Genomic DNA, 25,008 nt, shown 5'->3' with positions numbered 1-25,008 from the left:
GCTTTGTGTCAACAAGCCTAAAGTCTCGCCATACCCCCAATGGTGGTGTCAACCACCGGGGGAATCATGTGGCAGGGACAAGCCCACTGGCTTTAGCCGTGGGTGGTTGACGCCAACCCCCACATCTGATCAATATCCTCCTGATACGCGCAGACCTTGCCGGATATCACATCGCCCACCTTGACGACCTGTCCGCTTTTTCCAGACTCGTAAATCGCCTCGCTCACGGCCTTGCTCTTAAGCCCCTCTTCGGCATCGATTTCCACATCGCGCTCAACACTCAGAGCATCGATAAAATCCCACAACTCAATCGCCATGCCATCGGTCAGACCATAGGGAAAGAGGCGATCCTTTTCGCCCTGACCCAGTGAATCGAGAAACATATCTTGAAGCTGGGACACACCATACGCCGTGCCATCTATAAATTGGCATTCACCGCGCGCCTGAGACGCCGCCGGATGGAAAATATCGCGCTCGACAATCGTACCCTTGCTTCCGGTGAGATTGAGTTGCGTAAATCCCTTACCGGGCGCGCTAACTGTCCACGACCACGTGCCAATCACACCACTTTCAAAATTGAAAATACTGGTCCAAAAATCTTCGCGGCTGTCATCGACCAGATCCTCGCCTTTCTTATGGGGACGCTGTTCAAGTTGTTCCACACGCGCATAAACACTCTCCACTTCCCCAAACCAGTAACGCATAGTATCCACCCAGTGCGCGCCGCTATCCATAACCATCCCGCAACCGCCGAGTTTGCGATCCACGCGCCAGTGCCAGTCGGGATAATTCGCGGGATCCTGCCATCCCGACCTGATGGCGTACCACAACCTGGGTTCGCCGAGCGGACCACCGTTAAACGCCCAATGAATCGTGCGCTGCCCAACACTGCGGCGACACTGTTCGGCATTCGCGGCGATCTTATTGCAGCGTTTGGCTGTATCGATAATTTTTTGCGTGGCTTTAACCGTTATACCAATGGGCTTCTCACACAAGATATTCACACCGCCTTCGAGCAACTCACAGGCGAGCACATGATGCAAACCGTGGGGACTGCATATATCGGCCCCATCGAGATTGGATTCTGAATTGAGCAGATCCTCGACCGAGGGATAACAATTGACCGCCCATCCAGTCTTCCCATTGATCTGATCGGCATAAGCCTGTGCGCGACTGATATCGCTATCAACCGTGGCAACAATGCGAAAGCGGTCTTCGCCCTTATCGATAAGTTCTCCATACCGCCGAAGATGCCCGCCGGCAATACCGCCACAGCCGACAAGCGCGAGATTTACGATTTTCCCTTTCGACATTACCCTTCCTTTCTCGTGTTATATTCCGCCATCGCCTCCCAATAATACGGCGTGGGAATCGGACTCTTGAGCGACGGATCATTTACATCTTCCATCCATTGCCACAGACGCTGGCTCAACGCGTTATAAACATCCCGATATTCGGGTTTGCGGGCGACATCCTCAAATTCATTGGGATCCTTTTCCAGATCGTAGAGTTGCGCCACCGGTTGTTTGATGCGCGGTCTTGGGGGATCGGTCATATCAACTGGCACATCTATCAGACGCCGCGGACTAAAATTGCGAATAAACTTATAGCGATCGGTGCGAACACTCCGACTATCGCTACCCTGAAAAATCGAAAAAGCCGCATCCCGCGTGGGTTCCACATCGGGATCTTTGAACACACTGGCAAAACTCAAGCCCTCCACATTATCCGGAATGGGATGCTGTATGAGATCCATAAGCGTGGGCAAAAAATCGACATTACTGAGCAAATGTCCACAACTCTGTCCCCCCCGAACACCCCCACCGGGCCAGCGCATAAGCAATGCAACGCCAATACCTGCATCATAACAAAACCACTTAGCCCTCGGAAACTCAATACCGTGATCAACCGTAAAAACCAGCAAAGTGTCGTCTTCTAACCCACTCTCTTTCAGAGCATCGGCAATAATCTGAACCGCCTCATCAACGCGACGAATAGCACCTTGTTGCAGAGCGAGTTCCCGCCGCGACGTCTCGTCATCAACCAGATAAGGCGGCACATCAATACCCTTGCTATCATCGGGTCCCACATCGCCAAAATCGTGCGGACGATGCGTCTCAAAAAAACCGACTTGCGCGTAGAACGGCGTCTTGGAACCCGCGTCAGCCCTGAGAAAATCAGCCAGAGCCTGGGCAACCACAAGCGCGTTTGCGCGACGGCCTGTTTCATCGCGCTGTGCAAAAGTCGCTTCAAAACCCAAATCCTCGGTATTAGACGCCTCGTGTTGCAACCCAAAAAGAGTCGTGTAATAGCCCGCATCCCGCAAAATATGCGAAAGATGTCGCTCCCCCTCATTAAAACACCAATCCCACGGCGAATGCGTCAACCCAATCAACCCATTGCTCTGCGGATAGCGCCCCGTAAGCATAGCCCCCCGGCTGGGGCTACACACCGGGCTGGTCGTGAAATAATTGGTAAACTTGAACCCATCATCGGCAATCGCATCAATCGCGGGTGTATGTACCGCATCGACACCATAACACCCAAAATGCCGACCTGTATCGTGCGTTGTGATAATGATAATATTCGGCATAAAAATCTCCGGAAACGTCTCACTTCTTAAAGTGCTCTATAAAATGACAACGCCTGCAGCAAATAATCACATCCTCTACACCCTCATTCCCCAGCGTCTTGTAGTGCAGATGGTGAACGTGCAAATGCTCTTTGCTCCCGCACAAAACGCACTGGCAATTGTAATGGGCAAGAAACTTCTGCCGTTTAATCTGCCATGATTTGGATCGTATATACCTGTCGTAATCGGGCGGCGGATCAGCCTGGGACAATTGTGCCAGCAGACGTTTTCTATCCACCTTGCGAATCCCCTTTGGGTGTGGTGTGGATTGCAGAATTTTCTTTCGCGTCTGTTCATTCATAAAACGCATGATAATTAAAAATCGAAAATTAAAAACGAAAAATAAACTCGCGTGGGTCGCGTTTTTCTTTGACTGTGAGGGGAGATATTATATTTATTGTGGGAAAGCACGAGATAAAAGAAATATACTACCTTTTATAAAGCGCGAATAGACGAATAGACGAATAGACGAACCCCGCCCAACTACCCAAAATCTCTGGATTGCGGCTAAAACCATGCCGCAATGACGGCTTTCAGGTACATTACCTGTTTCATTGATTCGTTGATTCGTTGATTCGTTGATTCGTATAACCATTTACAGGAGGAACGGATGGAACTGTGTTATTTTGCAGATGAAATTGACAAAGCCGACTTTGATAAATCTGTGCGCCTGGGCGTAGAAGCGGGTGCAACGGGAATTGAACTGCGCGGCGGCATCTGGGGCAAACGCGTCCAGGAAATCGACAACGACGAATTGCAGCGCGTCCAGGACGTACTGGCAAAGTACAATGTAACCGTTATGTCTGTCGGCTCGCCCGTGGGCAAATGCGCCCACGACAGCGACCAGGAAAAAGCCGAACACCAGCGCATATTTGACCGCATGATCGAACTCGCAAAAGCGTTTGATACAACCGTCATCCGCGGCTTTTCCCTGTGGAATCCCAATCGAAAAAAAGGAGACCGGGCAAATCGACCCGGCGTTGAGAATTATCTCGACGTCATCGTGCCATTTCTCGAACCCATAGCCAAAACAGCCGAACGCGAAGGCGTCACCCTATCCCTGGAAAACGAAGGCGCGACCATTGCCGGCACCTGTGCGGAAGCGAGAATGGTAGCCGACGCCCTCGGCGACACATCGGGATTCAGCTTCTGCTGGGATGTGAACAACGGCATCGGGTGTGGCGAACAGGCTATCCCAGATGGATACGAACAGATCAAAGGACGAATCACCCATCTGCACGTCAAACCCAACCCCGACAAAGAACTGGACCCCATTCGCGACAGCGATATAAAATACGAAGACCTGCTCAAAATGGTCCTATCAGACGGTTATACGGGCAACGTGAGCATCGAACACTGGGGATCCCCAGACCTCATGCTAAAAGGCGTGCGGCAACTGCGCGCTGTATTGGACAACCTGTAAAATGGACTTACACAAATTATTCACAGATGTATTTCATCCCGAACCCGACGAAACAGTAGCCATCATAGCCGATGTCCCGCACGGTGAACTGCGCGATAGCGAGACCTGGCGCGAACGCAGAGAAATGGCCGCCGAATGGCGTGCAGCCTGGGTATCGCTCGGCGAACAGATTGGCTTTGACGTCCAGCCTCTCATTACCTTTCCCGCGACCGGCGCGCACAATGGCAATTTGCCCCTCGACAAAGGCGAACCCATCCCCTTGCGCGACGGCCTGACGCAAGCGACAATAGTAAATGCACTCACGCAATTCTCCGCCACGGCACCCCTATCTATGTGGGCGCGTTCACGCAATGATTTTCGCGCCGCATCATTGCCAGGCGTTGCCCGCCGCATGGAAGAAACCGCGCTCTCTGCGGATTATACCGAAGTGGCGCGCCGCTGCCAGATATTAATGGACGCCCTCTCCGAAGCAGAATACGCACGGGTTATTTTTTCAACCGGCCACAAATGGACCGTTGACCTGCGCTACGGAGAAGCCCACAAAGACGACGGACAACTGCCCCGAGAAAAGGCAAACTCGGCATTTCCCATTATCAATTTGCCGAGTGGCGAGAGTTTCCAGGTACCCTATGAAGGAGAAAGAAAGGGCGACCCGAGTCGCACGGAAGGTGAAATACCCGTCAGTGACAACGGCGATGTCATCGTATTTCGGGTCGAGAACAATCGGATCGTAGATGTCGCGGGAGAAACAACACAGGCCGCGAGCTTCAAAGCCTATTTCGAAGAAGACCCGACGCGCGGCAACATCGCCGAACTCGCCCTGGGATGTAACCCCAAAGCCGTTGTTTGGGGCAATGTCTTAGAAGATGAAAAAGCGGGCTTTCACTGGGCTTATGGACGCAGCGAACATCTCGGCGGCACAATTGGGCCAGAACAATTCAAATCCCCCGCACATATTGTTCACGAAGACATCGTCTATGCCAAAGACAGCCCGATACAAGTGGCGTCACTCCTGTTGATTTCAGCAGACGGGAAAACACGCCAAATCATCCGGGATGGCGAGTATCTGATCTAAAAGGAGATTCACATGTTAATCGACGCGCACAATCACCCAAACTGGCACGGATTCAACGCCGAAAAAATCTTAAAAAACATGGACGAGCAAAACATCGACCAGTTATGGCTCTTTTCCTGGGAAGCGCCAGAAGACGAATACAGTCCCAGCTATCACAACGTATTGCCTCCAACAGGCGTGTGCATCCCCCTCGAAGACGTGATACAGGTAGGGCGCACAGCCCCTGACCGATTTGTACTGGGATATATGCCACATCCAAAGCGGCCCGACGCAATTGACCGCCTGAAAGCAGCCGTAGAAATTCACGGGATTCGCGTTGCCAGCGAACTAAAGGTACGAGTCGTATTTGACGACCCGGATGCCCTCAGACTCTATCACGCCTGCGGTGACATGGGCTTGCCGATCACGATCCATCTCGACTACCCCATAGATCACGGACGCGGGGATTATCCGCGACCAAACTGGTGGTATGGCGGCAGCATCGAAGCATTTGAACGGGCGATTATTGCATGTCCCGAAACCAACTTCATCGGCCACGCCCCGGGATTCTGGGCACACATTTCCGGCGACGGCAAATTCGACAAAGAAGCCTATCCCAAAGGTCCGGTTGAACCGGGCGGCAAAGTACCCCAGATGCTCAAAAAATACGACAATCTATACGCCGACCTCTCCGCGGGATCGGGACTCACCGCAATCAGCAGAGACGAAGCATTTGGCAGACAGTTCTTGATCGATTTTCAAGATAGCCTGTTATTTGGAAGGGATTATTTCGACACGCGCCTGATGGACTATCTACAGCGCCTGAACTTACCAAAAGAGGCATTTGACAAAATAACATATCAAAACGCACAGAAGCTATTGGGTGATGATTAATGTGCTTCACAACCTCTTCTCCCGCAATCCAAACCCCACAATCATCCCCAGAACGGGAAATATCGCAAGCACCATAAACACATTCTGGTACGCATCGAGCGTGGACAGGTTTGCATCGAAGAAAAACTGCAACACCACCCCGATCAGTGCCGTACTGATCGCCATCCCCATAAACCGCAACATACTATAAAGACCTGCAGCAGCACCCATCTGATCTGAATCGACAGTACCCATAACCGTACTGTGCAAAGCAGCCAGCATCAACCCAGCGCCAAGCCCGTAGTACGTCAGCAAACCAGCAATAACCCAGGTCGAAATCGCATCGGACAAATGGGCAAAAGACAGCATCACCGTCAACTGCACAAACATCCCAATCATCACCAGCCACCGACTCTGAAAACGATCGGACATCTGCCCGCCAAACCGAACAATCAGCGTCATCGCCGCAGAACTAATAATCAAAAACACGCCCAACAGTGCCGGACCCATGCGGTGAACATCGACCAGATACAGCGGCATCAACACCCCAATACCGCCCTGCACAAACATCCGCATCGAAGCGCAAAACGTCACCCGACAAAACATGCGATTGCCAAAAAAATTGAGCGGAAGAAAAGGATCTCTCCGCCCTCTTTCCCACCACCAGAAACCGGCAAAAAACAACCCCGCGCCCAAAAGCAACCGCCAATCCTCAAACGGGGCAACCCCCGTCACAGACCGACTGGAAAGGTAAAACATCAAAAACACAATCCCACCCGACAACAACCCGACCCCACCCCAATCGAACTGCCGCAAAAATTTAGACGCCTCTCCAATCACCTGAGAAGGCACCCCCCTGTAAATCGCGACAAAAGTCACAACACTGAGCAAAAGACCCGGCACAAAAGCGGCGCGCCATCCCCAAAGAGCAATGAGAATACCCGCGACAAACGACGACGAAAAACTCATCGCCGGACCCACCGCACTCCACGTCCCCAGGACGCGCCCGCGCTCTCCCTCACTAAAAATCGACACAAGCAACGCCATACCCATCGGCGTCATCCCCCCCACGCCAATACCCTGAATCGCCCTGCCAGCCATCAACCAGCGCATATTCGGCGCCAGAAACGTCATCGTGGAACCAACGCCAAAAATCACAGTCCCCAACAGAATCAACAGCCGCCGGTCAACGCCATCGCTCAAACGCCCATAAATCGGCATCAAAACGACAAAAGGCAGCATAAAAGCTGCCAGAACCCACGCCGTCAAATCTGCGGGAATCCCAAAATCATCCCGAATAACCGGCAATGCAACCCGCGACATGCCAGCCACCATAGGCATCAGCATAGACGAAAACATCAGGCTAATCAACACGCGCCGGGCCGCCCGAGGAGACAGCGGTTCTGCCTCCTCGGATTCTACCTGTCCCTTAGACAAACTCACCTCGCAATTCAACCAATCTTCATACCACACTCGCGGCCGTGTGCTTCGAGCAACGCCTTCCCCGCATCGTAGATCGCCCCAAAAGCATCCAAACTAACCATCACATCGCCACTCATGTGCTTCCCCACCGCACGTACCTTATCACACGCCGCCTCATACGCCGCTATACACGCCGGATGATTCGGCTCTCCGGGATACCCCATGGACTGCGCGATATCTTGAGGACCACCCGCAAAAAACATAAGCCCGTCAACCTGAAGAATCTCATCCAAATTGTCAAAAGCCGTCTTGCTCTCGAGCTGCGGCACAATAATGGTATTGTCATTTGTAAACTCAAAAATCTTTCGACTATCACTGGTATCGTTCAAACCATAAGCCACGCGCTGGCTCATCGCGCTCCGCCGACCCAAAGGCCCGTAAAAACCAAACTGGACAATCCGCTCGGCTTCCTCGGCAGTCTGCAAATTGGGCACCGTAATCATCTGCATGCCCCGGTCCAGCGCCGTCAAAATAGCCGCCTCGGACTGATCCACAACCCGCATAGTCGGCGTCATACCATAAGCATCGCAAAGGCGACAGACCGTCTCAATAGTCGGCAGCGTCAATGCGCCGTGCTGCCCATCCAGCGAAATAAAATCCATCCCCATCTTAGCCGCCACTTCGATCACAATTTCTGAAACAAAACTCATCTGCACGCCAACGGCTTTTTCGCCATTGCGATAACGCTCGAGAATGCGATTTGGTGTAGCCATAAACCCCTCCCTATGTTGTGATTACTTAAAAACCCTAAACCCTCGCAAATTTTTGCAACCGCTGTCCCTGTCCCTCCATACCGATCTCAGCCACATAAATACTACCCTCGTCATCCACGCAAAGCCCGTGCGGCGACTGCACAGCACTCTTATCTTCAAAGCGGCAAATCAACTCCCCATCCGCAGACCACACGCTGATGCGCCCCCCGCCCCCTTGCTCCGCCACATAAATCGTATTGTCATCCGTAATCCACACATCGCCCGGCATCATCACATCGGTCCACATCTCCATAAACTTCCCATCTGGATCAAAAATCTGAATGCGGCTATTCTCCCGGTCGCACACCAGAACCCGCCCGGTCTTATCGCACCCGATATTGTGCACCAATGCAAACTGCCCCGGTCCACTCCCCCCTTCGCCCCACACCGCGATATGCTCGCCATCGCGCGAATACTTGTGAACACACCGGCTGCCATACCCATCCGACACGTAAAACGAATTGCCATCTGGCGCATAAGCAACACCCGTTGGCATATTGTATTCCCTGCGATGAAACGTCGGACCGGGAACCCCGCGGGTGCCCCATTCGCGCTCCAACTCGCCCAACCGGGTATAACGCCTGACAATATGCTGATACGAATCCGTCAAAAACACCTTATCGTCCGGATCGATAAAAATGCCGTGTGACTGACTGATCAAATTCGGCGAAATACCAAAATCGCCATACCCCCACGACGTAATAAAATTGCCATCCTTATCAAACACGACCACGGGATGAACACCGCGCGTAAAGGCGTAAATGCGGCCCTGTGAATCCACCGCAGCATCCGACACCTGCGTAAACACCCACCCCTCGGGCAATTTCGCCCACCCCTCGACTTCCTCGTACCGATAATCGCCTTCTCCAAACAACATATTGCACCTCCTTGAAAATAACGAATAGACGAATCCCCTATTCCTCTTGATACTGCAACTGATAAAGCCGGGCATAAATCCCATTCTGCTTGAGCAGCGTATCGTGGTCGCCTTCCTCGCGGATTTGCCCGCGGTGCATCACCAGAATATTATCCGCATTTCGAATGGTAGAAAGGCGGTGTGCAATCGCAATCGAAGTCCGCGACCGCATCAATTTTGCCACCGCATCCTGAATCCACATCTCGGTCTCCGTATCCACATTCGCCGTCGCCTCATCCAGAATGAGAATATCTGGACCAGAAGCCAGCGTGCGCGCAAAAGATATCAACTGACGCTGACCAACCGAAAGCGAACTACCCCGCTCCAGGACCTCGTGCTCATAAGTAGCGGGCAACTTGTCGATAAACCGGTCTGCATTGACATCGCGCGCGGCTTGCTCGACCTCCTGGCGGCTAATGCGCGGATGTCCCAAACTGATATTGGCCTCAATATCGCCAGCAAAAAGAAAAACATCCTGTTGCACGACCCCAATGCGCCTGCGAAGCTCCTCGACATCCCACTCGCGAATATCGACACCATCCACCAGAATCGCACCCCGCTGAATATCGTAGAACCGACACACCAGACTAATCACAGTACTCTTACCCGCGCCCGTCGCCCCAACCAATGCCAAACTCTGCCCCGGCGCAACGCGAAAAGACACATCGCGCAACACCCATTCGCCTTCATTGTACGCAAACCAGACATTCTGAAACGCGATCTCGCCCTTCAAGTGATCGGCCTTCACAGTGCCGCCAAGTGATTCTGGCTTCGCATCCAACAACTCAAAAATGCGCTCTGAAGACGCCATCGCAACCTGAAGCACGGTAAAACGATCGGCAATATCGCGGAGGGGCATAAAAAACCGCGGAACATATTGCAACATCGCCACGAGCACGCCCCACTGAATTTCCCCATCCAGCACCCGCGCGCCGCCATACCACAACACCAGTGCGGACAACAAAACACCGCCCAACTCCATAATCGGAAAATAAATCGCATGGTAAAACGAACTCTTTAGCCGCGCATCCAGATACTCCTTATTCGGATCTTCAAACCGCTTCACACAGCGATCTTCACAACCAAATAACTGCACCACCTCCATCCCGGACACAGTCTCCTGCAGCGATGAACTAAATCGCGCGAATAAGGTGCGCGCAACGCGATACGCAAAAAAGGTCTTATTCTGCAGCCACACGGTTGCGACAAAAGCCACCGGCAATGCGAGACAGATCAACAAGCCGAGCGTGACATCCATATAAAAAATGTATGCGAGAATCGTGATAATCGTAAAAATATCGCTAATCATCGACACAATGCCATCGGTAAACAACTCGTTGAGGGCATCCACATCATTTGTATTGCGCGCCATCAAACGGCCCACAGGCGTGCGGTCGAAAAAACGCATGGGCAACCGCTGCAAATGCATAAAAATCTGCAACCGCACATCGTGCATAGCCCATTGCCCGATCATATTGGTCGTCCAGCTCTGGCAATACCCCACACCAAATTGCGCGACAAGCAGACCAATATAGAGCATGACCAGATAGGTCAACCCATCCGCATCTCCCGGCACGATATAATCATCCACCGCAATCTTGGTCAAATAAGGCCCGGCCTGTCGCACAACCGCTGCGACAATAATGAGCACAAACGTGAGAACAACCCACCACTTGTAGGGCCTGAGAAAGTTCATCAACCGCGCCATCAAACGCAGATCAAAACCCTTATGACCAATTTCCTCTTCTTCCATTACAATATTTCCAATTCCCGAGCCAGATGCTGGCGTCGAAACATATCCGCATAAATTCCATCGTGCGCAACCAATTCATCGTGTGACCCCTGCTCTACAATGCGCCCCTCATCCAGCACAATAATATGGTCGGCATCTTTCACAGTCGAAATGCGATGGGCAATCAAAATCGTCGTGCGCGAAGCCATAATATCGCGCAAATGTTTGAGAATCTCTTCTTCAGTCCGCGTATCCACACTGGCCAATGCATCGTCCATAATCAAAATCTGCGGCTCTCGAATCACCGCACGCGCAATAGCTGTGCGCTGTTTTTGTCCCCCCGAAAGCGTGACCCCGCGCTCTCCCACAATCGTCTCTAACTCATCGGGAAAAAGGTGCAAATCCGGAGCCAATTGCGAAATCTCGGTCGCGCGCACAACATCGCCCTCTGCCCGCGTGCCCAAAGCCACATTTTCCCGAATCGTATCCGAAAACAAAAATGCGTCCTGCGGCACATACCCGGTCGCATCACGAATGGTCTGAAGCGGTATATCTTCCACCGGCTTGCCATCGACCAAAACCCGCCCTCCATCCGCCTGGATCAACCGGGGGATCAACCGCGCCAGCGTGGATTTTCCCGAACCCACGCGCCCCACCACGGCAAGCGTACTCCCCGCTGGAATCCGAAGATTGATATCTTTGAGCACCCGTTGACCATTGTACGAAAAACTCGCATTGCGAAATTCGATCTCCCCCGTGATACCATCTGTCGCACCACCCACCACATCGGGTTGCGGCGATACTTTCAAAACCTCTTCAATACGCCTCAGCGAAGCCACCGCGCGTTGATACTCATCGACAATTCTCCCCAGCATCGACATCGGGCGACTCATCCGCAGCAAATACGCATTGAACGCCACAAATGCCCCCAGGCTCAAACTCCCCTCAATCACCCGCAGACCACCCAACCACAAAATCACAATCATAGAAACACCGCTCAACAAAAACGTGAACGGATAATACAGGCTGCGGATCTTAATCAAATGGCGGTTGCGCGTGACGTATTCTTCATTGAGAATCCCGAAATCCACAATCTCAAGCGGGCGCATGGCAAAGGCTTTCACCATTCGCATACCCGTCAAATTCTCCTGAATTTTTGAACTGACGGCGGCAAATTGTTCCTGAACCCGTCGGTAGCCCACGCGCACCTTTTGCCCGACCCACCGCGCACAAAAAGCCATCACAGGCATAGGAGCCAGCGCCAAAAGAGCCAACTGCCAGTCAATGATGCACATCAAAACAAGACTGATCACAAAACTCAAAACCGCCTGTAGCGACAGCCGATACGCAAAATAAAAAAACCGCTGAATCGCTTCCACATCATTGGTCGCCCGCGCCATTAAATCGCCCACGCGCTGCGCCTGGAAAAAACTCAGCGGTAGCCGCACAATATGTCGCACATAAATCGTGCGAATATCGCGCTCTATAAAACGAGACGCACTGGCAATAAACCAGCGCATCCCAAAGGACATGCCCCATTGCGCGATACCGAGCACGACCATGAGCGCCCCGTACATCTGCAAATCGCCCATCGGGCTGCCCGTGATTGTATCGACCACATCGCCCGTAAGATCCCCGGCATCCAGTCCTGCTTTGGCCGTATCAATCGCCCATTTCATCAACAACGGAACGAGCGCCTGAACCGCTTGCGTACCCAGCAACAGCACCAATCCCCAGAAAATCTTCCACCGGTGGGGATAGACATACTCCGCAAAGGGTTTAAAAAAGTTAAGCGTCATAAAAACCTCTACACCATCCCTCTCACCTGCTCCAATTTATCGTACAATCGCTTTGGCGACACCTTTTGCGCCGTACCGAGTTCCTGTGCAAAAACCGACACCCGAAACTCCTCGACCATCCACCGCAGCGCCTGCACTGCATCGCGCTTCGCACCCGTCAATTCCGAATCCATCAACTCATCCACCGCGTCTTGAAACGGCTGAACCTGATCGGCCTTTTGTCGGTCCTTCAGCGGATCGAGCATCGCGCGTTCGGCCCGTATCACAATCGCCTTCAAAAACCGACCCAAATGCAACACCTGATCATAAGGCGTTTGTCGCAAAAAATCCGGCGGCATCAAACGCGCGAGATCGGCCTCCATCCCGGAATATCCACTGCGCAACAGGCGAATTTCCCGGTGCGTCTCAAACAGCGATTCCATCGCCTGAATCAATTGCGGTGCCAGATGCTGCAAATACAACCGCGCCTGTTGAACGCGCGATTCAAAGCGCTGGCGCGTTATGGGAAACGCCGCGTCTCGCGTGAACAGATGCGCCATTAAATTTGCGTACGCACCCTCGCGCAAAGCCTCGCGCCCGCCCTCAAACTGCTTCAAATCGCCCAAAGACCGCTTCAACGCCCGCATCTCATCCCGCATTTCGCGCTCGCACAACCGCATCCAACCCACCTGGGTCTCGCGTTCCGCCTCATCCGCGCGCTTAAACAAACACACATCCACGCGACCTCCCTCGCGCTTCAACCCCACATAGCCAAACACCGGCATCCCACCGGCTTGCATCACCTCTACGCGCTCGGGTAATTCACCCAGCGTCTGCCCCGTCACATCTCGGCGCGCCACCTGCTTCTGCGCCCGCATCCACGCATCGGACTGCACATCTTCTTCGCGCGCATCTAACTGCTCGCGCAACACGCGCAAATCCCGCGCCGCCACAATCGCCTTCTCTTTCTCGTCTCGAACTTCCACGCGCATCTGCAAATGTTCGGGCAAATCGCGCACATTCCAATCGCTTTGAGAAATCTCAATACCGTATGTACCCAGAATATGAGCAGACAGCGAATCCAAAAACGCGCCGTGAGTTGGCTGCAAAACCGCGGCAATCTCTCGCGCCCTGTCCGGCACGGGAACAAACCGCTTGCGAATACTTTTTGGAAGCCCGCGCAACAAATGCGTAATCTTCTCTTCCAACAACCCCGGCACCAGCCAGTCCAGCACCTCAGGCTGTACAAAATGCACCAGCTTGTACGGCAATTGCAACGTCACGCCATCTCGATCCTGCCCGGGCCGATACGCATAAGAAAGCGGCACCTCTTCGCCATCCACCTCCAAAAAATTGGGAAACGCATCCCGATCAAAATCCACCTGCTCGCCCGCCAGATGCTTTTCGGACATCAGCAAAAAATCCGCGCCCTTTCTCTTAACCAGGCGATTCAAATCGTGCGTAGAAGACACATTCTCCAATCGCTCGGCATAAAACCGATATGCAGCCTCGTCCAGATCCAGAAATTGCATCAACCGCTGTTGCATCTGCCATGTTTCCACGCGCGCGCGCAAATCCCGATTCTGAGCTACAAACTCATAGGGCAACGCCACCTCATCATTCACCAGAGCCTCGCGGATAAAAATCTCCGTCGCAGCACTGGCATCTATGCGTCCATACCCCACGCGCTTTTGCCCCACCTGCAAACCGTGCAGCGTCAAAGTCTCGGTCGCCAGCACCCGCCCCGACCGCATACTGTAAAACGGCTCCTTATACGATGCCCGGCACAAATGTCCGCCCAACTCCACCAGCCACGACGGCTGTATGCGAGCCACAGTGCGCGCATACAAACGCGACGTCTCCACCACCTCCGCAGCCACAACCCAACCGGGCGTACTCTTTTTATTATCCTCCCCTTCCTCTCGCCGTTGAAACAGCCCAGACCCGGGAAACAACATCGCATCGCGCCCGCGCGCTGCGCGATACATATTGCCTTCCTTCTTTTGCGCCACATTGCCCAACAACCCACTCACCACCGACCGGTGAATCGCATCGTATCCCGCATCGTCCCGGTTCATCCGAAAAGCGCCCATCTCGCGCAGCGTGTGTCGAATCTGCATGTAAATATCGCGCCATTCGCGCATGCGATTAAAAGACAAAAAATGCTGCTTACAAAATTTTCGCATCTGGCTCTGCGTTCTCAATTTCTCAAACGTATCGTGATACGCCTTCCAGATATTCAGCAACGCGATAAAATCCGACTCTCCATCTACAAACCGCTTGTGCTCCTGGTCTGCGGCCTTCTCTTGCTCGAGCGGCCGCACGCGCGGGTCCTGAATGCTGATTGCCGACGCAATAACCAGCACCTCGCGCAAAGCGCGTTCTTTTTGCGCTTGCAAAATCATCCGCGATACCGTCGGCGCAAGCGGCAAACGCGCCATATCGCGTCCCAGCGGCGTCAAACGCTTGCGATCATCAATCGCGTCCAGTGCCCTCAACACATTAAATCCCCCCTGAATCGCCTGAGAACGGGGGGGATCAATAAATGGAAACGTCTCGACATCGCCCAGCCGCAGCGCAATCATCCGCAAAATGACCTCAGCCAAATCCGACCGCTGAATTTCGGGCTGCGTGTACTCTGGCCGCCCGAGAAAACTCTTCTCATCGTACAGGCGAATACACACCCCATTTTGCACGCGCCCACACCGCCCTGCTCGCTGCCTGGCACTGCTTTGAGAAATCTCCTCCACCGGCAGCCGATGCGTCTGATTGCGCGGATTGTGCCGGCTGACTCGCGCCAGACCCGTATCGATCACATACCGAATACCTGGAATCGTAATCGACGTCTCCGCAATATTCGTCGCCACCACAATGCGCCGATACCTCTGCTTGTGAAACACCTTCTGCTGATCGCCCGCTGTCAACCGCCCAAACAGCGGCAAAACCTCTGTAAAGCGAAACTGTCGCCCCTCCAAACGCCTGCGCGTCTCGTGGATATCCTTCTCCGTAGGCATAAAAACCAGAATATCGCCACGTCCCGCATCAACCACCATATCCACTGCGGTCACCGCCGCATCGATATACGTCAGGACATCACTTTCCCCGGCGAGATCTTCTATAGGCAAATATTGCACATCCACCGGATACATCCGCCCGGACACCTCAATAATGGGCGCATTGTCAAACGCCTTTGAAAACGTCTCCGTATCAATCGTCGCCGATGTAATCACAATCCGCAACTCGGGGCGGCGCTTTTGCAACAGACGCAAATACCCCAGTAAAAAATCGATATTCAAACTGCGCTCGTGCGCCTCATCAATAATAACCGTATCGTACTCATACAAATACGGATCGCCCTGAATCTCCGCGAGCAACATCCCATCCGTCACCATCTTGATCCGCGTCTCGGGCGCCGTCTCATCCTTAAACCGAATTTTGCACCCCACCTCGGCACCCCACGCGACATTTAACTCCTCTGCAATGCGCCGCGAGACCGACAGCGCCGCCACGCGCCGGGGTTGAGTACACGCAATTTTTGCCGCCACACCGCGGCCAGCCTCCAAACACATCTTGGGCAACTGCGTCGTCTTCCCCGACCCCGTCTCACCCGCCACGATCACCACCGGATGCTCTCGAATCGCCCTGACAATCTCATCCTTTCGCGCTGTAATCGGCAACGCCTCTGGATACGTCAGGTGTAGCGGATTCTCCTCCCGGTCTTTCCGCAACGCCGCCGACCGCTCCGCCTGCACCTTCAGATTCTTCAACCGTCCCGTATCGCGTCGCTTTTGCCGCTGTATTTGCCGCAACTGCCGCGCAATCTCCATGCCATCTTTGAGCATACACGCGGGCAGCAGCGACCACACAGCCGACATTGGACTCGGCCGCTTTCTGCGCGATCTGCGTTTTTTTATTTGTTGGTTTTTACTCGCCATCCTATCCTTCGGTATATCAACGCTGAATCCGCCTACAGTCCATCCCAATACGCCCACATATCATCCGGCGTCTCAAAGCGCATATCGTTATTATCCCTCCGCCGAAATCGACTCACAAATGCCATGCGAATATCCCGCCCACAATTTACTCCCGGGCTGTGCAACATCAAATGATGCCAGAACGTCACCGTACCCGGCGGTCCCGTAACATCAACCGGCGTGGGAAGATCGTAATACTCCCCCTGCGCATTGCGAAATGCATCTAATCCATTCACCAGACTGTGCGTCTTAAAATACTCATAAGCCCGCTTGTGCGCACCCGGCCAGATCGAAAACCCACCCGAGCGCGGCTTGACGTGATTGATATTCACCGTCACCGCAATCGCAAAGGTATCCACCACGCCTTCACACGTATAGCCATCCAGATGCATCTGCCTGGCTGGCGTCCAATTGTCGTGCCCCTCGGGATAAATCATCTTGGCAAATGTGTAATTCGACACTGCCAGGGTCCCTTTACCCACCATCTCCTCGCACATATCCTGAATCGGGGTCTCCGTCAACGTCGCTCGCACATCGGGATGACTGCTGCATTTCAAATTTCCCTTCGGACCCGCATTGATCCACGTCTCGGGATCATCGCGATCAGCCTCAATCTCTTCCCACAACACATCCACCGCCTTATCGATCAAGTGCATCGGTACCACATCGCGTTTGACAACATACCCCTGTTCTTTGAAATGCAATTTTTCTTTATCGGTAAAATAAGCCATAATCTTCTCTCCCCCAGCAAAGATTTGTAGAAATCGGACAAACAAAATATCGTTTCTTTTTTCCCATAAATCAACCGCGATCAACGCCCTCAATTGAAAAAGTTTTTTGTCTAATAACAAGCGACAGATTGAAATATTCTGTCGCATAGCTACCAACAGGTACCCGCCTGTTCTAACCGAGAATAAACAGATTCTGACGTGTAATATCAACATGTTAAAAAAATATAGATTTCTGGCATGTCATTTGCAGATAAACTGCGAAAAACGCGCATCCCTAACCCATTCCACACATGGTCTCACATGTCAGATCAAATATTTCTCAACCCACTATTCCGCATTTTGCGAACAAAGTATTGCCAGATTGTACTTTTCGCACTCCTCCCTTCGTCGGCTCACGCAGCCTTCGAATTTCAACCCATTGGTGCCCATACCTCAGGTGCTGGCGATGCAGGCGTGGCACTCGCAACCGGTGCTGCAGGCGCATTTTGGAATCCCGCGGCATTGGCCTGGGGCAAGCGAATAAGCTTGTTTGGCACGTATGATCGGCCCTTTGGAATAGCCGAACTGGCAACCCATGCGTTCAGTGCTGGTCTGAAGATTGGACCTCACGGCCTGGGCGCGAGATATACGGGATTTGGATTTGCGCTATACAAAGAACAGGTATTTGGTCTCGCTTATGGACTGCGCGTATTTCAACAACTGAGCCTGGGCCTCGGCATACGCGCCTTACAACTGAGCACAGCGGGAATACCCACACAACACTGGATGGTATTTGACGCCGGGATAAGATTGCAAATGCGCGAAAACGTCTTTCTGGGCGCAGCAATCTGGAATGCAGGTAGCAGGCACACATCGCTTTTGGGACAGGGTGGCACCGTGGGAATGGGCATTGTCGCCATGCCGCAGGTCGCGCTGGTAGCAGATATACAGAAAGAAGCGAATTTCCCCACAGGGGCGGGCATTGGGGTGATGTATCATATCCACCCCCAACTCGTGCTACGCACAGGTGCAGGTAGCCGCCCAGAACGATTGAGCGCGGGGTTTGGCCTGCGAAAAAATGGCTTTGTGATTGACTATGCCGCAGTATGGCATACAGTACTGGGAATCACGCACCGCGCTTCAGTAATCTATGAGCATTAACCCTGTCTTAAGGTATCCGCGCTTGACAGGATTTGGGCCTTCGGCTATTTTGGGACCATGAATTTGGCCTTGAAAATTTTGCGCGAAATCGCCCTTTTTGGGGCGTGTGCCATATTTACGGCAATAATCGGATTGATTGTAATCGATCAAATTGCAATGCCGATCTATGTGCGGCAAGGCGTAGAAGTCGCCGTTCCCGACCTCATCGGGCTTACCCCTTCACAGGCGCAGGCGCAATTGCAAGACAAGGACCTGCGCATGAAAGAGCGAGAACCGCGCTGGGATGCTTCTGTACCTGCAGGACAAATTGTATGGCAAAATCCGTCTGCCCTCTCGCACGTAAAACCCAATCGCACGGTCTATGTCGCGCCGAGTTTGGGACAGCGTCTCCACGTCGTACCCGATCTTCGCAACCGCCCTCTGCGACAGGCTCAATTGTGGATTGCACAGGCGGATTTGACCGTCGGTAAAATCACCGAAATATCATCTTCAGAAATAAAAGAAGGCAATATTATCGACCACAAACCCAAAGCTGGCGAAAAAGTCGCCCAGGGGACGCAGGTCGAACTGATTGTAAGCACGGGTCCGCCTCGCGCATTTGTCAATATGCCCCGGGTTACCGAGCTAAAATTAGACGAAGCCCGGCGTCTGTTATTATCGCTCGGTCTGCAACCCAATAATATCCGATACGAATTTAGCACCGCTTATGAACCCGACATCGTAATCCGCCAGGAGCCAGAATCGGGCACGCCAATAAAACGCGGGTCTCCTGTGCTGTTGATTGTGAGTAAGCTGTAATACAGCAGTCAGCAAAATAAGCACAACTATTTTGAGGTGGCTGGGCGGGGAACTGATAGCTGATAGCTAATAATTTGAGGTTAATATGGTAAAAATTGCCCCATCATTTCTCTCTGCCGATTTCCGCACGCTCGAAAATCAGGTGCGCCTGGTCGAAGAGGCCGGTGCCGAATATATCCATCTGGATATTATGGACGGGCATTTTGTGCCCAATATCACCTTTGGAGCGCTGGTCGTCGAAGCCATCCGCAAAACAACAGACCTGATACTGGACGTGCATCTCATGATCTCTGAACCCGGTAAATATCTGCAAGATTTTGCCGATGCAGGCACAGATATTTTGACCGTCCATGTCGAGATTGAAGAAGATGTACCCCCACTGTTGGATCGCATCCGAAAAGCCAATATGAAAGCCGGTGCTACCCTGCGCCCGGGCACGGATATCGAGGCGTTATTTCCTCTGTTACCCAGCCTGGACCTCGCACTCATTATGTCGGTCGAACCGGGCTTTGGTGGCCAGTCATTTATGCCGGCGTCTCTCGATCGGGTGCGGGCATTAAAAGCCGAAATCGCACGGCAGGGATTGGACGTCGAAATAGAAATTGACGGCGGCATAGGCGTGGAAAACGCACATCAGGTGGTCGAAGCAGGCGTACAGGTACTCGTAGCGGGTTCGGCAGTATTTCGCGACGGGACCATTGCAAAAAACGTACAGGCCATTCGCCAGGCGGCAATGGGATAGGGATTTTCGTCCGCTTATTTCTTGCATAAAATCGGCGAATCTTCTATATTTCTCCGTCTTGCCCCGCCATTTTTAAGGGTTTTTCATGTTTGAAATGTTGACAGAGCGCCTCAATGGCGTATTTAAGCAACTTCGCAGCCGCGGTCGATTGAGCGAGGCGAACATCGACGACGCCATGCGAGAGGTGCGCCGGGCATTGCTCGAAGCAGATGTCAACTACAAAGTTGCCCGCTCTTTTATTGCGCGGATCAAAGAACGCGCAATAGGTCAGGAAGTGCTCAAAAGCATCACGCCCGGGCAACAAGTTGTAAAAGTTGTCCACGACGAATTGATCGCGTTGATGGGCAATCAAAATGCCGCATTGCAATTTGCGGAATCGCCGCCCTCAGCAATAATGATGGTTGGGCTCCAGGGATCGGGTAAAACGACAGCCTCAGCAAAATTGGCCCGACTATTGGCATCGGAAAACAAAAAACCCTTGCTCGTGGCGGCTGATATTTATCGTCCCGCAGCAATTGATCAACTTTGCGTGCTCGCCGAGCAAGTGGGCGTGCCCGTACACCGGGCGCCAGAAGGCACCGATCCGGTCGATATTTGCACGCAAGCGATGGATCGGGCGAAAAATGAAAATCGCGATGTCGTCATTCTCGATACAGCGGGTCGGCTACACGTTGATGACGAGCGAATGGATGAGGTATTTCGCATCCGCGAAGCCGTATCGCCCTCAGAAATTCTGTTTGTGTGCGACGCCATGACCGGACAAGATGCCGTATCGTCAGCCTCGGCCTTTTACGAAAAACTCAATTTTTCAGGCGTAGTACTCACGCGCATGGACAGCGACACCCGCGGCGGCGCAGCTTTATCCATCCGCGAGGTTGCCGGCGTCCCGATTAAATACATCGGCGTCAGCGAAAAAGTCGATGGCCTGGAAGTATTTCATCCCGACCGCATGGCCTCTCGCATTTTGGGCATGGGCGATGTGGTTACACTGGTGGAAAAAGCACAGGCGTCCATTGACGCTGAACAGGCGAAAAAAGTCGAGCAAAAACTTCGCTCGGCATCGTTCACATTTGACGATTTTCTCGAGCAAATGGCGCAAATCAGGCAGATGGGACCCTTAGATCAACTGATGAAAATGATTCCCGGAGTAAGCAAGTCCATGCCGGACTTGCAGGTGGATGAAAAGGCCTTCACGCATATTGAGGCAATCATCTATTCAATGACCCCAGCAGAACGCGACAAACCGCATATTATTAATGGCAGCAGGCGCAAACGCATTGCAAATGGCAGCGGGCGCAGTATTCAAGATGTCAACAAATTGCTCAAGCAATTCAACATGATGCAAAAAATGATGAAACGCATGTCCCGTATGGAAAAACAGGGCAAAATGGCAATTCCGATGTTCGGATAATACAAAGGAGTTTGATTTGGTTCGACTTCGCTTACGTCGTATGGGCGCAAAAAAAGCGCCGTTCTTCCGCGTGGTAGCGGCTGATGCCTCCTCACCTCGCGACGGACGGTTCATCGAAGTTTTGGGGCATTATAATCCGACAAAAGATCCCCAGATTATCGAGTTAAAAGAAGACCGCATAAGGTACTGGTTGGGCGTGGGCGCACAGCCCTCCGATACAGTACTCAGTTTATTTCGCCAAAAGGGCCTACTCTCAAAAACTCAGGATGAGGACGCACAACCTGCCGATGCTGAGTCAGATGCCGCATCTGAGGAATGAGTCTTGGAGCCGGATTTCGTCACGATTGGCAAAATTATGAAACCCCGGGGCATTCGGGGTGAAGCTTTTCTGCTACCGCTGACCGATTTTCCGCAACGATTTCACGATCTGGATTCTGTGCGCGTTGAAGCCCCCGATGGCACATATTCTGCATTAAACGTGGCTTATGTACGCGCTTATGGTTCGCGCCTGGCAATCAAATTTCAAGACATTGACACCCCTGAGAATGTGGGACGATTGCGCGAACACTTTATTCTGGTGCCCCGCGATGCCGTGCATCCCTTGCCCGACGATTCGTTTTACGTTTTTGAACTCGAGGGACTACCAGTTGAAACAGCATCGGGCACCATGGTGGGACATGTCGTAGAAGTCCTGTCGTATCCGGCCAACGATGTGTATGTGGTGGATCGCAACGGCGAAGACGTATTGATCCCGGCCGTGCGCGAGATTGTCCACGTGGACCAAAAAGCCGGCAAAATTATCGTGCAGGAAATCGAAGGGCTTTTGTAGGACGACCTTCTGTGATGCGAATAGACGTGATCACAATTTTTCCCGATCTGATTCGGGATGCGCTCAAGTACAGTATCCCGCGACGCGCCATTGATGCGGGATTGATCGACATTTTGGCGCACGACCTTCGAGACCACGCACACGACAAGCACAAAACAATCGACGATACGCCTTATGGCGGTGGCGCGGGGATGATCTTCAAACCCGAACCCATTGCACGCGCGATAGAGGCACTCCCCACAGGTGGCCGCGTGATTTTTCTCACGCCTGAAGGACGGCAATTTACGCAATCTGTGGCCAATGAATTGTCTTTGTCGGACCATCTGGTATTATTGTGCGGTCATTATCGCGGCATTGATGAGCGCGTCCGCGAAAACTATGTCGATGATGAAATCTCAATCGGCGATTATGTGCTCAGCGGCGGCGAACTGCCCGCCCTCATTCTGATCGATGCATTAATCCGGTTAATTCCCGGTACCATTGGCAATGCCGAGTCAGCACTTGAAGACTCGTTTCAAAATGGCCTGTTGGATTGTGCGTGGTACACCCGCCCTCGTGAATTTGAAGGCTTGACCGTGCCAGACGCATTGCTCAGTGGAGATCACAAAAAAGTCGCCCAATGGCGACGGGAAAACGCGCGACAACGCACGCTTGAGCGACGCCCCGATCTGTTGGAATAGCCAACTTTGTTTGAACTTTAATTTTTTTCAGGAGTATGTAAATCATGGATGCCATTTTGAAATCTGTTTCCGAAGCACACCTGCGCGATGATATACCCGCGTTTGAAGCCGGCGATACCGTGCGCGTACACGTCCGCGTGGTAGAAGGAGAAAAAGAACGCATCCAGCTTTTTGAGGGTGTGGTCATCCAGCGTCGAGGACCGGGTATTCACGCGACATTTACGGTTCGCAAAATTAGCACGGGTGGCGTTGGGGTAGAGCGCATCTTTCCACTGCACACACCTCGCATAGCCAAAATTGAAGTACTGCGTCGCGGTAAAGTGCGGCGATCAAAAATTTATTACCTGCGCAACCTGCGCGGTCGTGCTGCCCGCATTGCAGAACGTCGATAGGAATTCTATTATGCCTCCTCGCCGAGCGCGACAACGCCGCACCCCCAACAAACCCCGGCCAAAATTGCCCTATTCAGAACGGAATATGTGGCTTTTTGGGCTTGCACTTGCCACCATTGCACTGGGCTATGTTTTTCTCTCGCTACCGCCAGTCGATGGCTTTATGTCGCTCACGCTTGCCCCGCTGCTGCTCGTACTCGGTTACTGCGTATTGATCCCAATAGTCCTGCTCAGTGGCAATAAAGAAGAGGAGCCATCAACCGATGTGAGATAGATTTAACACTATCCGGGCGGTTAGCTCAGTTGGTTAGAGCGCCTGCCTTACAAGCAGGAGGTCACTGGTTCGAATCCAGTATCGCCCACCATAAACTTAAAAAAGGCTTGCAAGAATTCTTGTAAGTCTTTTTTTGTTAAGGCTTGATTTTTCCGTATAAGAAGCTAATTTGAAACATCGCGAGTAATCTGTATTCCTTTCCGTCTTTTGAATTGAGGACCCCATGAAAATTACAGACATCGAAGTGATTACATTCCGCACGCCAGGCGGCAGGTCTCGACCGAGTAAGTGGGGCTACGGCATCTGGGGAGAAGAGCAAAAAGAGTCGGCAAGCTCAATCTTCAAAATTGTAGCTGATGAAGGGATCGAAGGATATATGGTTGGTGGCGATCGGCGATATCTCGAAGGTCCGATCAAGCGCATGTTGATCGGCGAAGATCCTCTTGCGCGTGAAAAAATCTGGAACTGGATGGACCAACTCGTCACCTTCGGTCACAGCTTGCCCGAGCATGTTATGGGTGCAGTCGATTGCGCCCTCTGGGACCTGCTGGGCAGAATGGTTGACCTGCCCGTACACAAGATCCTCGGCGGTGCGCGCGACAAAGTCAAAGCATACGCCAGCACCTATCCCAACATAGGCAAACCAGAAGATTATGCCGAACATGCGCTCGAATGCAAAAAACAGGGATACAAAGCATACAAAGTTCACGCGTACATCTGCTGGAACCCACACACCTGGGAACCTGCCCCACAGGTACCCGGATTTCCCAAAGAAGACATAGAAGTATGCAAAGCCGTGCGCGAAGCCGTCGGCGACGACATGGTCTTGATGTTAGACCCCTTTGGCGTTTACACTTTAGAGCAATCGCTGTGGGTCGGTCGCGAACTGGAAAAACTGAATTACTACTGGCTCGAACACCCCATGGTCGAAACGCGAACAGAAGCATACCGACGATTGACCCGCGAACTGGACATCGCCATACTCTCGCCAGAACACATTCCCGGTGGCGTCTTCACACGCGCCGAATGGGTGCTTCAGGGCGCATCCGACATGCTGCGCATCGATCAAAACTATGGCGGCATCACGGGATGCTACAAAATGGTCAACATAGCCCAGGCCTTCGGCATTCAGTGTGAAATGCACTATGGCGGATGGGCAAACATGCAAATCCTGGGCGCAACAACAGAAGCAACCTGTGAATACTATGAACGCGGCCTCTTGCGTCCCGACTTCGACTACGAAACCCCACCCCCCTATTTGAATTCCATTGTCGATCCCCTGGATGATGACGGCAATGTCATCCTCCCTCAGCTACCAGGTCTGGGATTTGATTTCAACTGGGACTATATTAACGACAATCTGATTGACCCATAACAGGACGTTGGCCACCGGAA

23 protein-coding genes and 1 tRNA gene are annotated in these 25,008 nt (G+C 52.6%); 15 read left to right on the top strand and 9 right to left on the bottom strand.

The genetic code is table 11. The annotated features are described in order from the left end of the window. Positions 1–92 precede the first annotated feature (92 nt). Complete coding sequence (locus OXG87_07270) at positions 93–1,313, bottom strand: Gfo/Idh/MocA family oxidoreductase (GenBank protein MCY3869343.1); 1,221 nt, start codon at positions 1,311–1,313, stop codon at positions 93–95. Beyond that, a complete protein-coding gene (locus OXG87_07265) occupies positions 1,313–2,593 on the bottom strand; it encodes a sulfatase (GenBank protein ID MCY3869342.1) in 1,281 nt (426 codons plus the stop codon). Before OXG87_07265 ends, OXG87_07270 begins: the two co-directional genes overlap by 1 nt. A 43-nt stretch (positions 2,594–2,636) precedes the next feature. Here OXG87_07265 and OXG87_07260 point away from each other — a divergent pair, with 43 nt between their 5' ends. The 4 genes from OXG87_07260 to OXG87_07245 all read left to right on the top strand — a co-directional run bounded on the left by OXG87_07260 (position 2,637) and on the right by OXG87_07245 (position 6,003). Beyond that, on the top strand, positions 2,637–2,792 hold the full coding sequence (locus OXG87_07260; protein MCY3869341.1) for a hypothetical protein: 156 nt from the start codon (positions 2,637–2,639) through the stop codon (positions 2,790–2,792). A 450-nt stretch (positions 2,793–3,242) separates the two neighbouring features. Then, complete coding sequence (locus tag OXG87_07255) at positions 3,243–4,055, top strand: sugar phosphate isomerase/epimerase (protein ID MCY3869340.1); 813 nt, start codon at positions 3,243–3,245, stop codon at positions 4,053–4,055. 1 nt (position 4,056) lies between these two features. After that, positions 4,057–5,130: an aminopeptidase gene (locus tag OXG87_07250; GenBank protein MCY3869339.1), complete on the top strand. Its 1,074-nt coding sequence runs from the start codon at positions 4,057–4,059 to the stop codon at positions 5,128–5,130. 12 nt (positions 5,131–5,142) lie between these two features. After that, positions 5,143–6,003, top strand: a complete 861-nt coding sequence (locus tag OXG87_07245) for an amidohydrolase family protein (GenBank protein MCY3869338.1) — start codon at positions 5,143–5,145, stop codon at positions 6,001–6,003. Positions 6,004–6,009: 6 nt separating this feature from the next. On the opposite strand, the gene OXG87_07240 is transcribed toward OXG87_07245, so the two are convergent. The 7 genes from OXG87_07240 to OXG87_07210 are packed head-to-tail and all read right to left on the bottom strand — an operon-like array spanning position 6,010 to position 17,347. Next, the gene (locus OXG87_07240) at positions 6,010–7,419 is read right to left on the bottom strand and encodes an MFS transporter (GenBank protein ID MCY3869337.1); all 1,410 of its coding nucleotides are present in this window, start codon (positions 7,417–7,419) and stop codon (positions 6,010–6,012) included. A 14-nt stretch (positions 7,420–7,433) separates the two neighbouring features. After that, a complete protein-coding gene (locus OXG87_07235) occupies positions 7,434–8,177 on the bottom strand; it encodes an aldolase/citrate lyase family protein (protein MCY3869336.1) in 744 nt (247 codons plus the stop codon). Positions 8,178–8,211: 34 nt separating this feature from the next. Continuing rightward, on the bottom strand, positions 8,212–9,093 hold the full coding sequence (locus OXG87_07230; protein MCY3869335.1) for a peptidyl-alpha-hydroxyglycine alpha-amidating lyase family protein: 882 nt from the start codon (positions 9,091–9,093) through the stop codon (positions 8,212–8,214). A 37-nt stretch (positions 9,094–9,130) separates the two neighbouring features. Continuing rightward, positions 9,131–10,885: an ABC transporter ATP-binding protein gene (locus tag OXG87_07225; GenBank protein MCY3869334.1), complete on the bottom strand. Its 1,755-nt coding sequence runs from the start codon at positions 10,883–10,885 to the stop codon at positions 9,131–9,133. After that, entirely contained in the window at positions 10,885–12,663 is a 1,779-nt protein-coding gene (locus tag OXG87_07220; GenBank protein ID MCY3869333.1) for an ABC transporter ATP-binding protein, read from the bottom strand. The genes OXG87_07225 and OXG87_07220 overlap by 1 nt, the downstream gene beginning before the upstream one ends. 8 nt (positions 12,664–12,671) lie before the next feature. Continuing rightward, on the bottom strand, positions 12,672–16,577 hold the full coding sequence (gene hrpA / locus OXG87_07215) for an ATP-dependent RNA helicase HrpA (GenBank protein ID MCY3869332.1): 3,906 nt from the start codon (positions 16,575–16,577) through the stop codon (positions 12,672–12,674). Positions 16,578–16,609: 32 nt separating this feature from the next. Then, the gene (locus OXG87_07210) at positions 16,610–17,347 is read right to left on the bottom strand and encodes a phytanoyl-CoA dioxygenase family protein (GenBank protein ID MCY3869331.1); all 738 of its coding nucleotides are present in this window, start codon (positions 17,345–17,347) and stop codon (positions 16,610–16,612) included. 300 nt (positions 17,348–17,647) lie between these two features. Between OXG87_07210 and OXG87_07205 the strand changes: the two genes are divergently transcribed. The 11 genes from OXG87_07205 (at position 17,648) to OXG87_07155 (ending at position 24,988) form a co-directional block, all read left to right on the top strand. Further along, positions 17,648–18,487, top strand: coding sequence for a hypothetical protein (locus OXG87_07205; GenBank protein MCY3869330.1), 840 nt, complete (start codon positions 17,648–17,650; stop codon positions 18,485–18,487). A 63-nt stretch (positions 18,488–18,550) separates the two neighbouring features. Next, on the top strand, positions 18,551–19,285 hold the full coding sequence (locus tag OXG87_07200; GenBank protein ID MCY3869329.1) for a PASTA domain-containing protein: 735 nt from the start codon (positions 18,551–18,553) through the stop codon (positions 19,283–19,285). 85 nt (positions 19,286–19,370) lie between these two features. Further along, entirely contained in the window at positions 19,371–20,027 is a 657-nt protein-coding gene (rpe, locus tag OXG87_07195; GenBank protein MCY3869328.1) for a ribulose-phosphate 3-epimerase, read from the top strand. Between the two features lie 85 nt (positions 20,028–20,112). Further along, positions 20,113–21,438, top strand: coding sequence for a signal recognition particle protein (gene ffh / locus OXG87_07190; GenBank protein ID MCY3869327.1), 1,326 nt, complete (start codon positions 20,113–20,115; stop codon positions 21,436–21,438). A 16-nt stretch (positions 21,439–21,454) separates the two neighbouring features. Next, complete coding sequence (gene rpsP, locus OXG87_07185; protein ID MCY3869326.1) at positions 21,455–21,757, top strand: 30S ribosomal protein S16; 303 nt, start codon at positions 21,455–21,457, stop codon at positions 21,755–21,757. A gap of 3 nt (positions 21,758–21,760) precedes the next feature. Continuing rightward, the gene (gene rimM, locus OXG87_07180) at positions 21,761–22,267 is read left to right on the top strand and encodes a ribosome maturation factor RimM (GenBank protein ID MCY3869325.1); all 507 of its coding nucleotides are present in this window, start codon (positions 21,761–21,763) and stop codon (positions 22,265–22,267) included. 14 nt (positions 22,268–22,281) lie between these two features. Further along, on the top strand, positions 22,282–22,947 hold the full coding sequence (gene trmD, locus OXG87_07175; GenBank protein MCY3869324.1) for a tRNA (guanosine(37)-N1)-methyltransferase TrmD: 666 nt from the start codon (positions 22,282–22,284) through the stop codon (positions 22,945–22,947). A 44-nt stretch (positions 22,948–22,991) separates the two neighbouring features. After that, positions 22,992–23,339, top strand: a complete 348-nt coding sequence (gene rplS / locus OXG87_07170; protein ID MCY3869323.1) for a 50S ribosomal protein L19 — start codon at positions 22,992–22,994, stop codon at positions 23,337–23,339. A gap of 10 nt (positions 23,340–23,349) precedes the next feature. Next, positions 23,350–23,613: a hypothetical protein gene (locus tag OXG87_07165; protein MCY3869322.1), complete on the top strand. Its 264-nt coding sequence runs from the start codon at positions 23,350–23,352 to the stop codon at positions 23,611–23,613. A 14-nt stretch (positions 23,614–23,627) separates the two neighbouring features. Further along, positions 23,628–23,704, top strand: a tRNA-Val gene (locus OXG87_07160). Between the two features lie 132 nt (positions 23,705–23,836). Beyond that, positions 23,837–24,988 (top strand): enolase, encoded by a 1,152-nt coding sequence (locus OXG87_07155; protein MCY3869321.1) that lies wholly within the window; start codon positions 23,837–23,839, stop codon positions 24,986–24,988. The last annotated feature ends 20 nt before the right edge of the window (positions 24,989–25,008 follow it).

The sequence above is a fragment of the Gemmatimonadota bacterium genome, from assembly GCA_026706845.1.
GTDB lineage: Bacteria > Latescibacterota > UBA2968 > UBA2968 > UBA2968 > VXRD01.
This window is presented reverse-complemented; position numbering and strand designations above follow the sequence as displayed.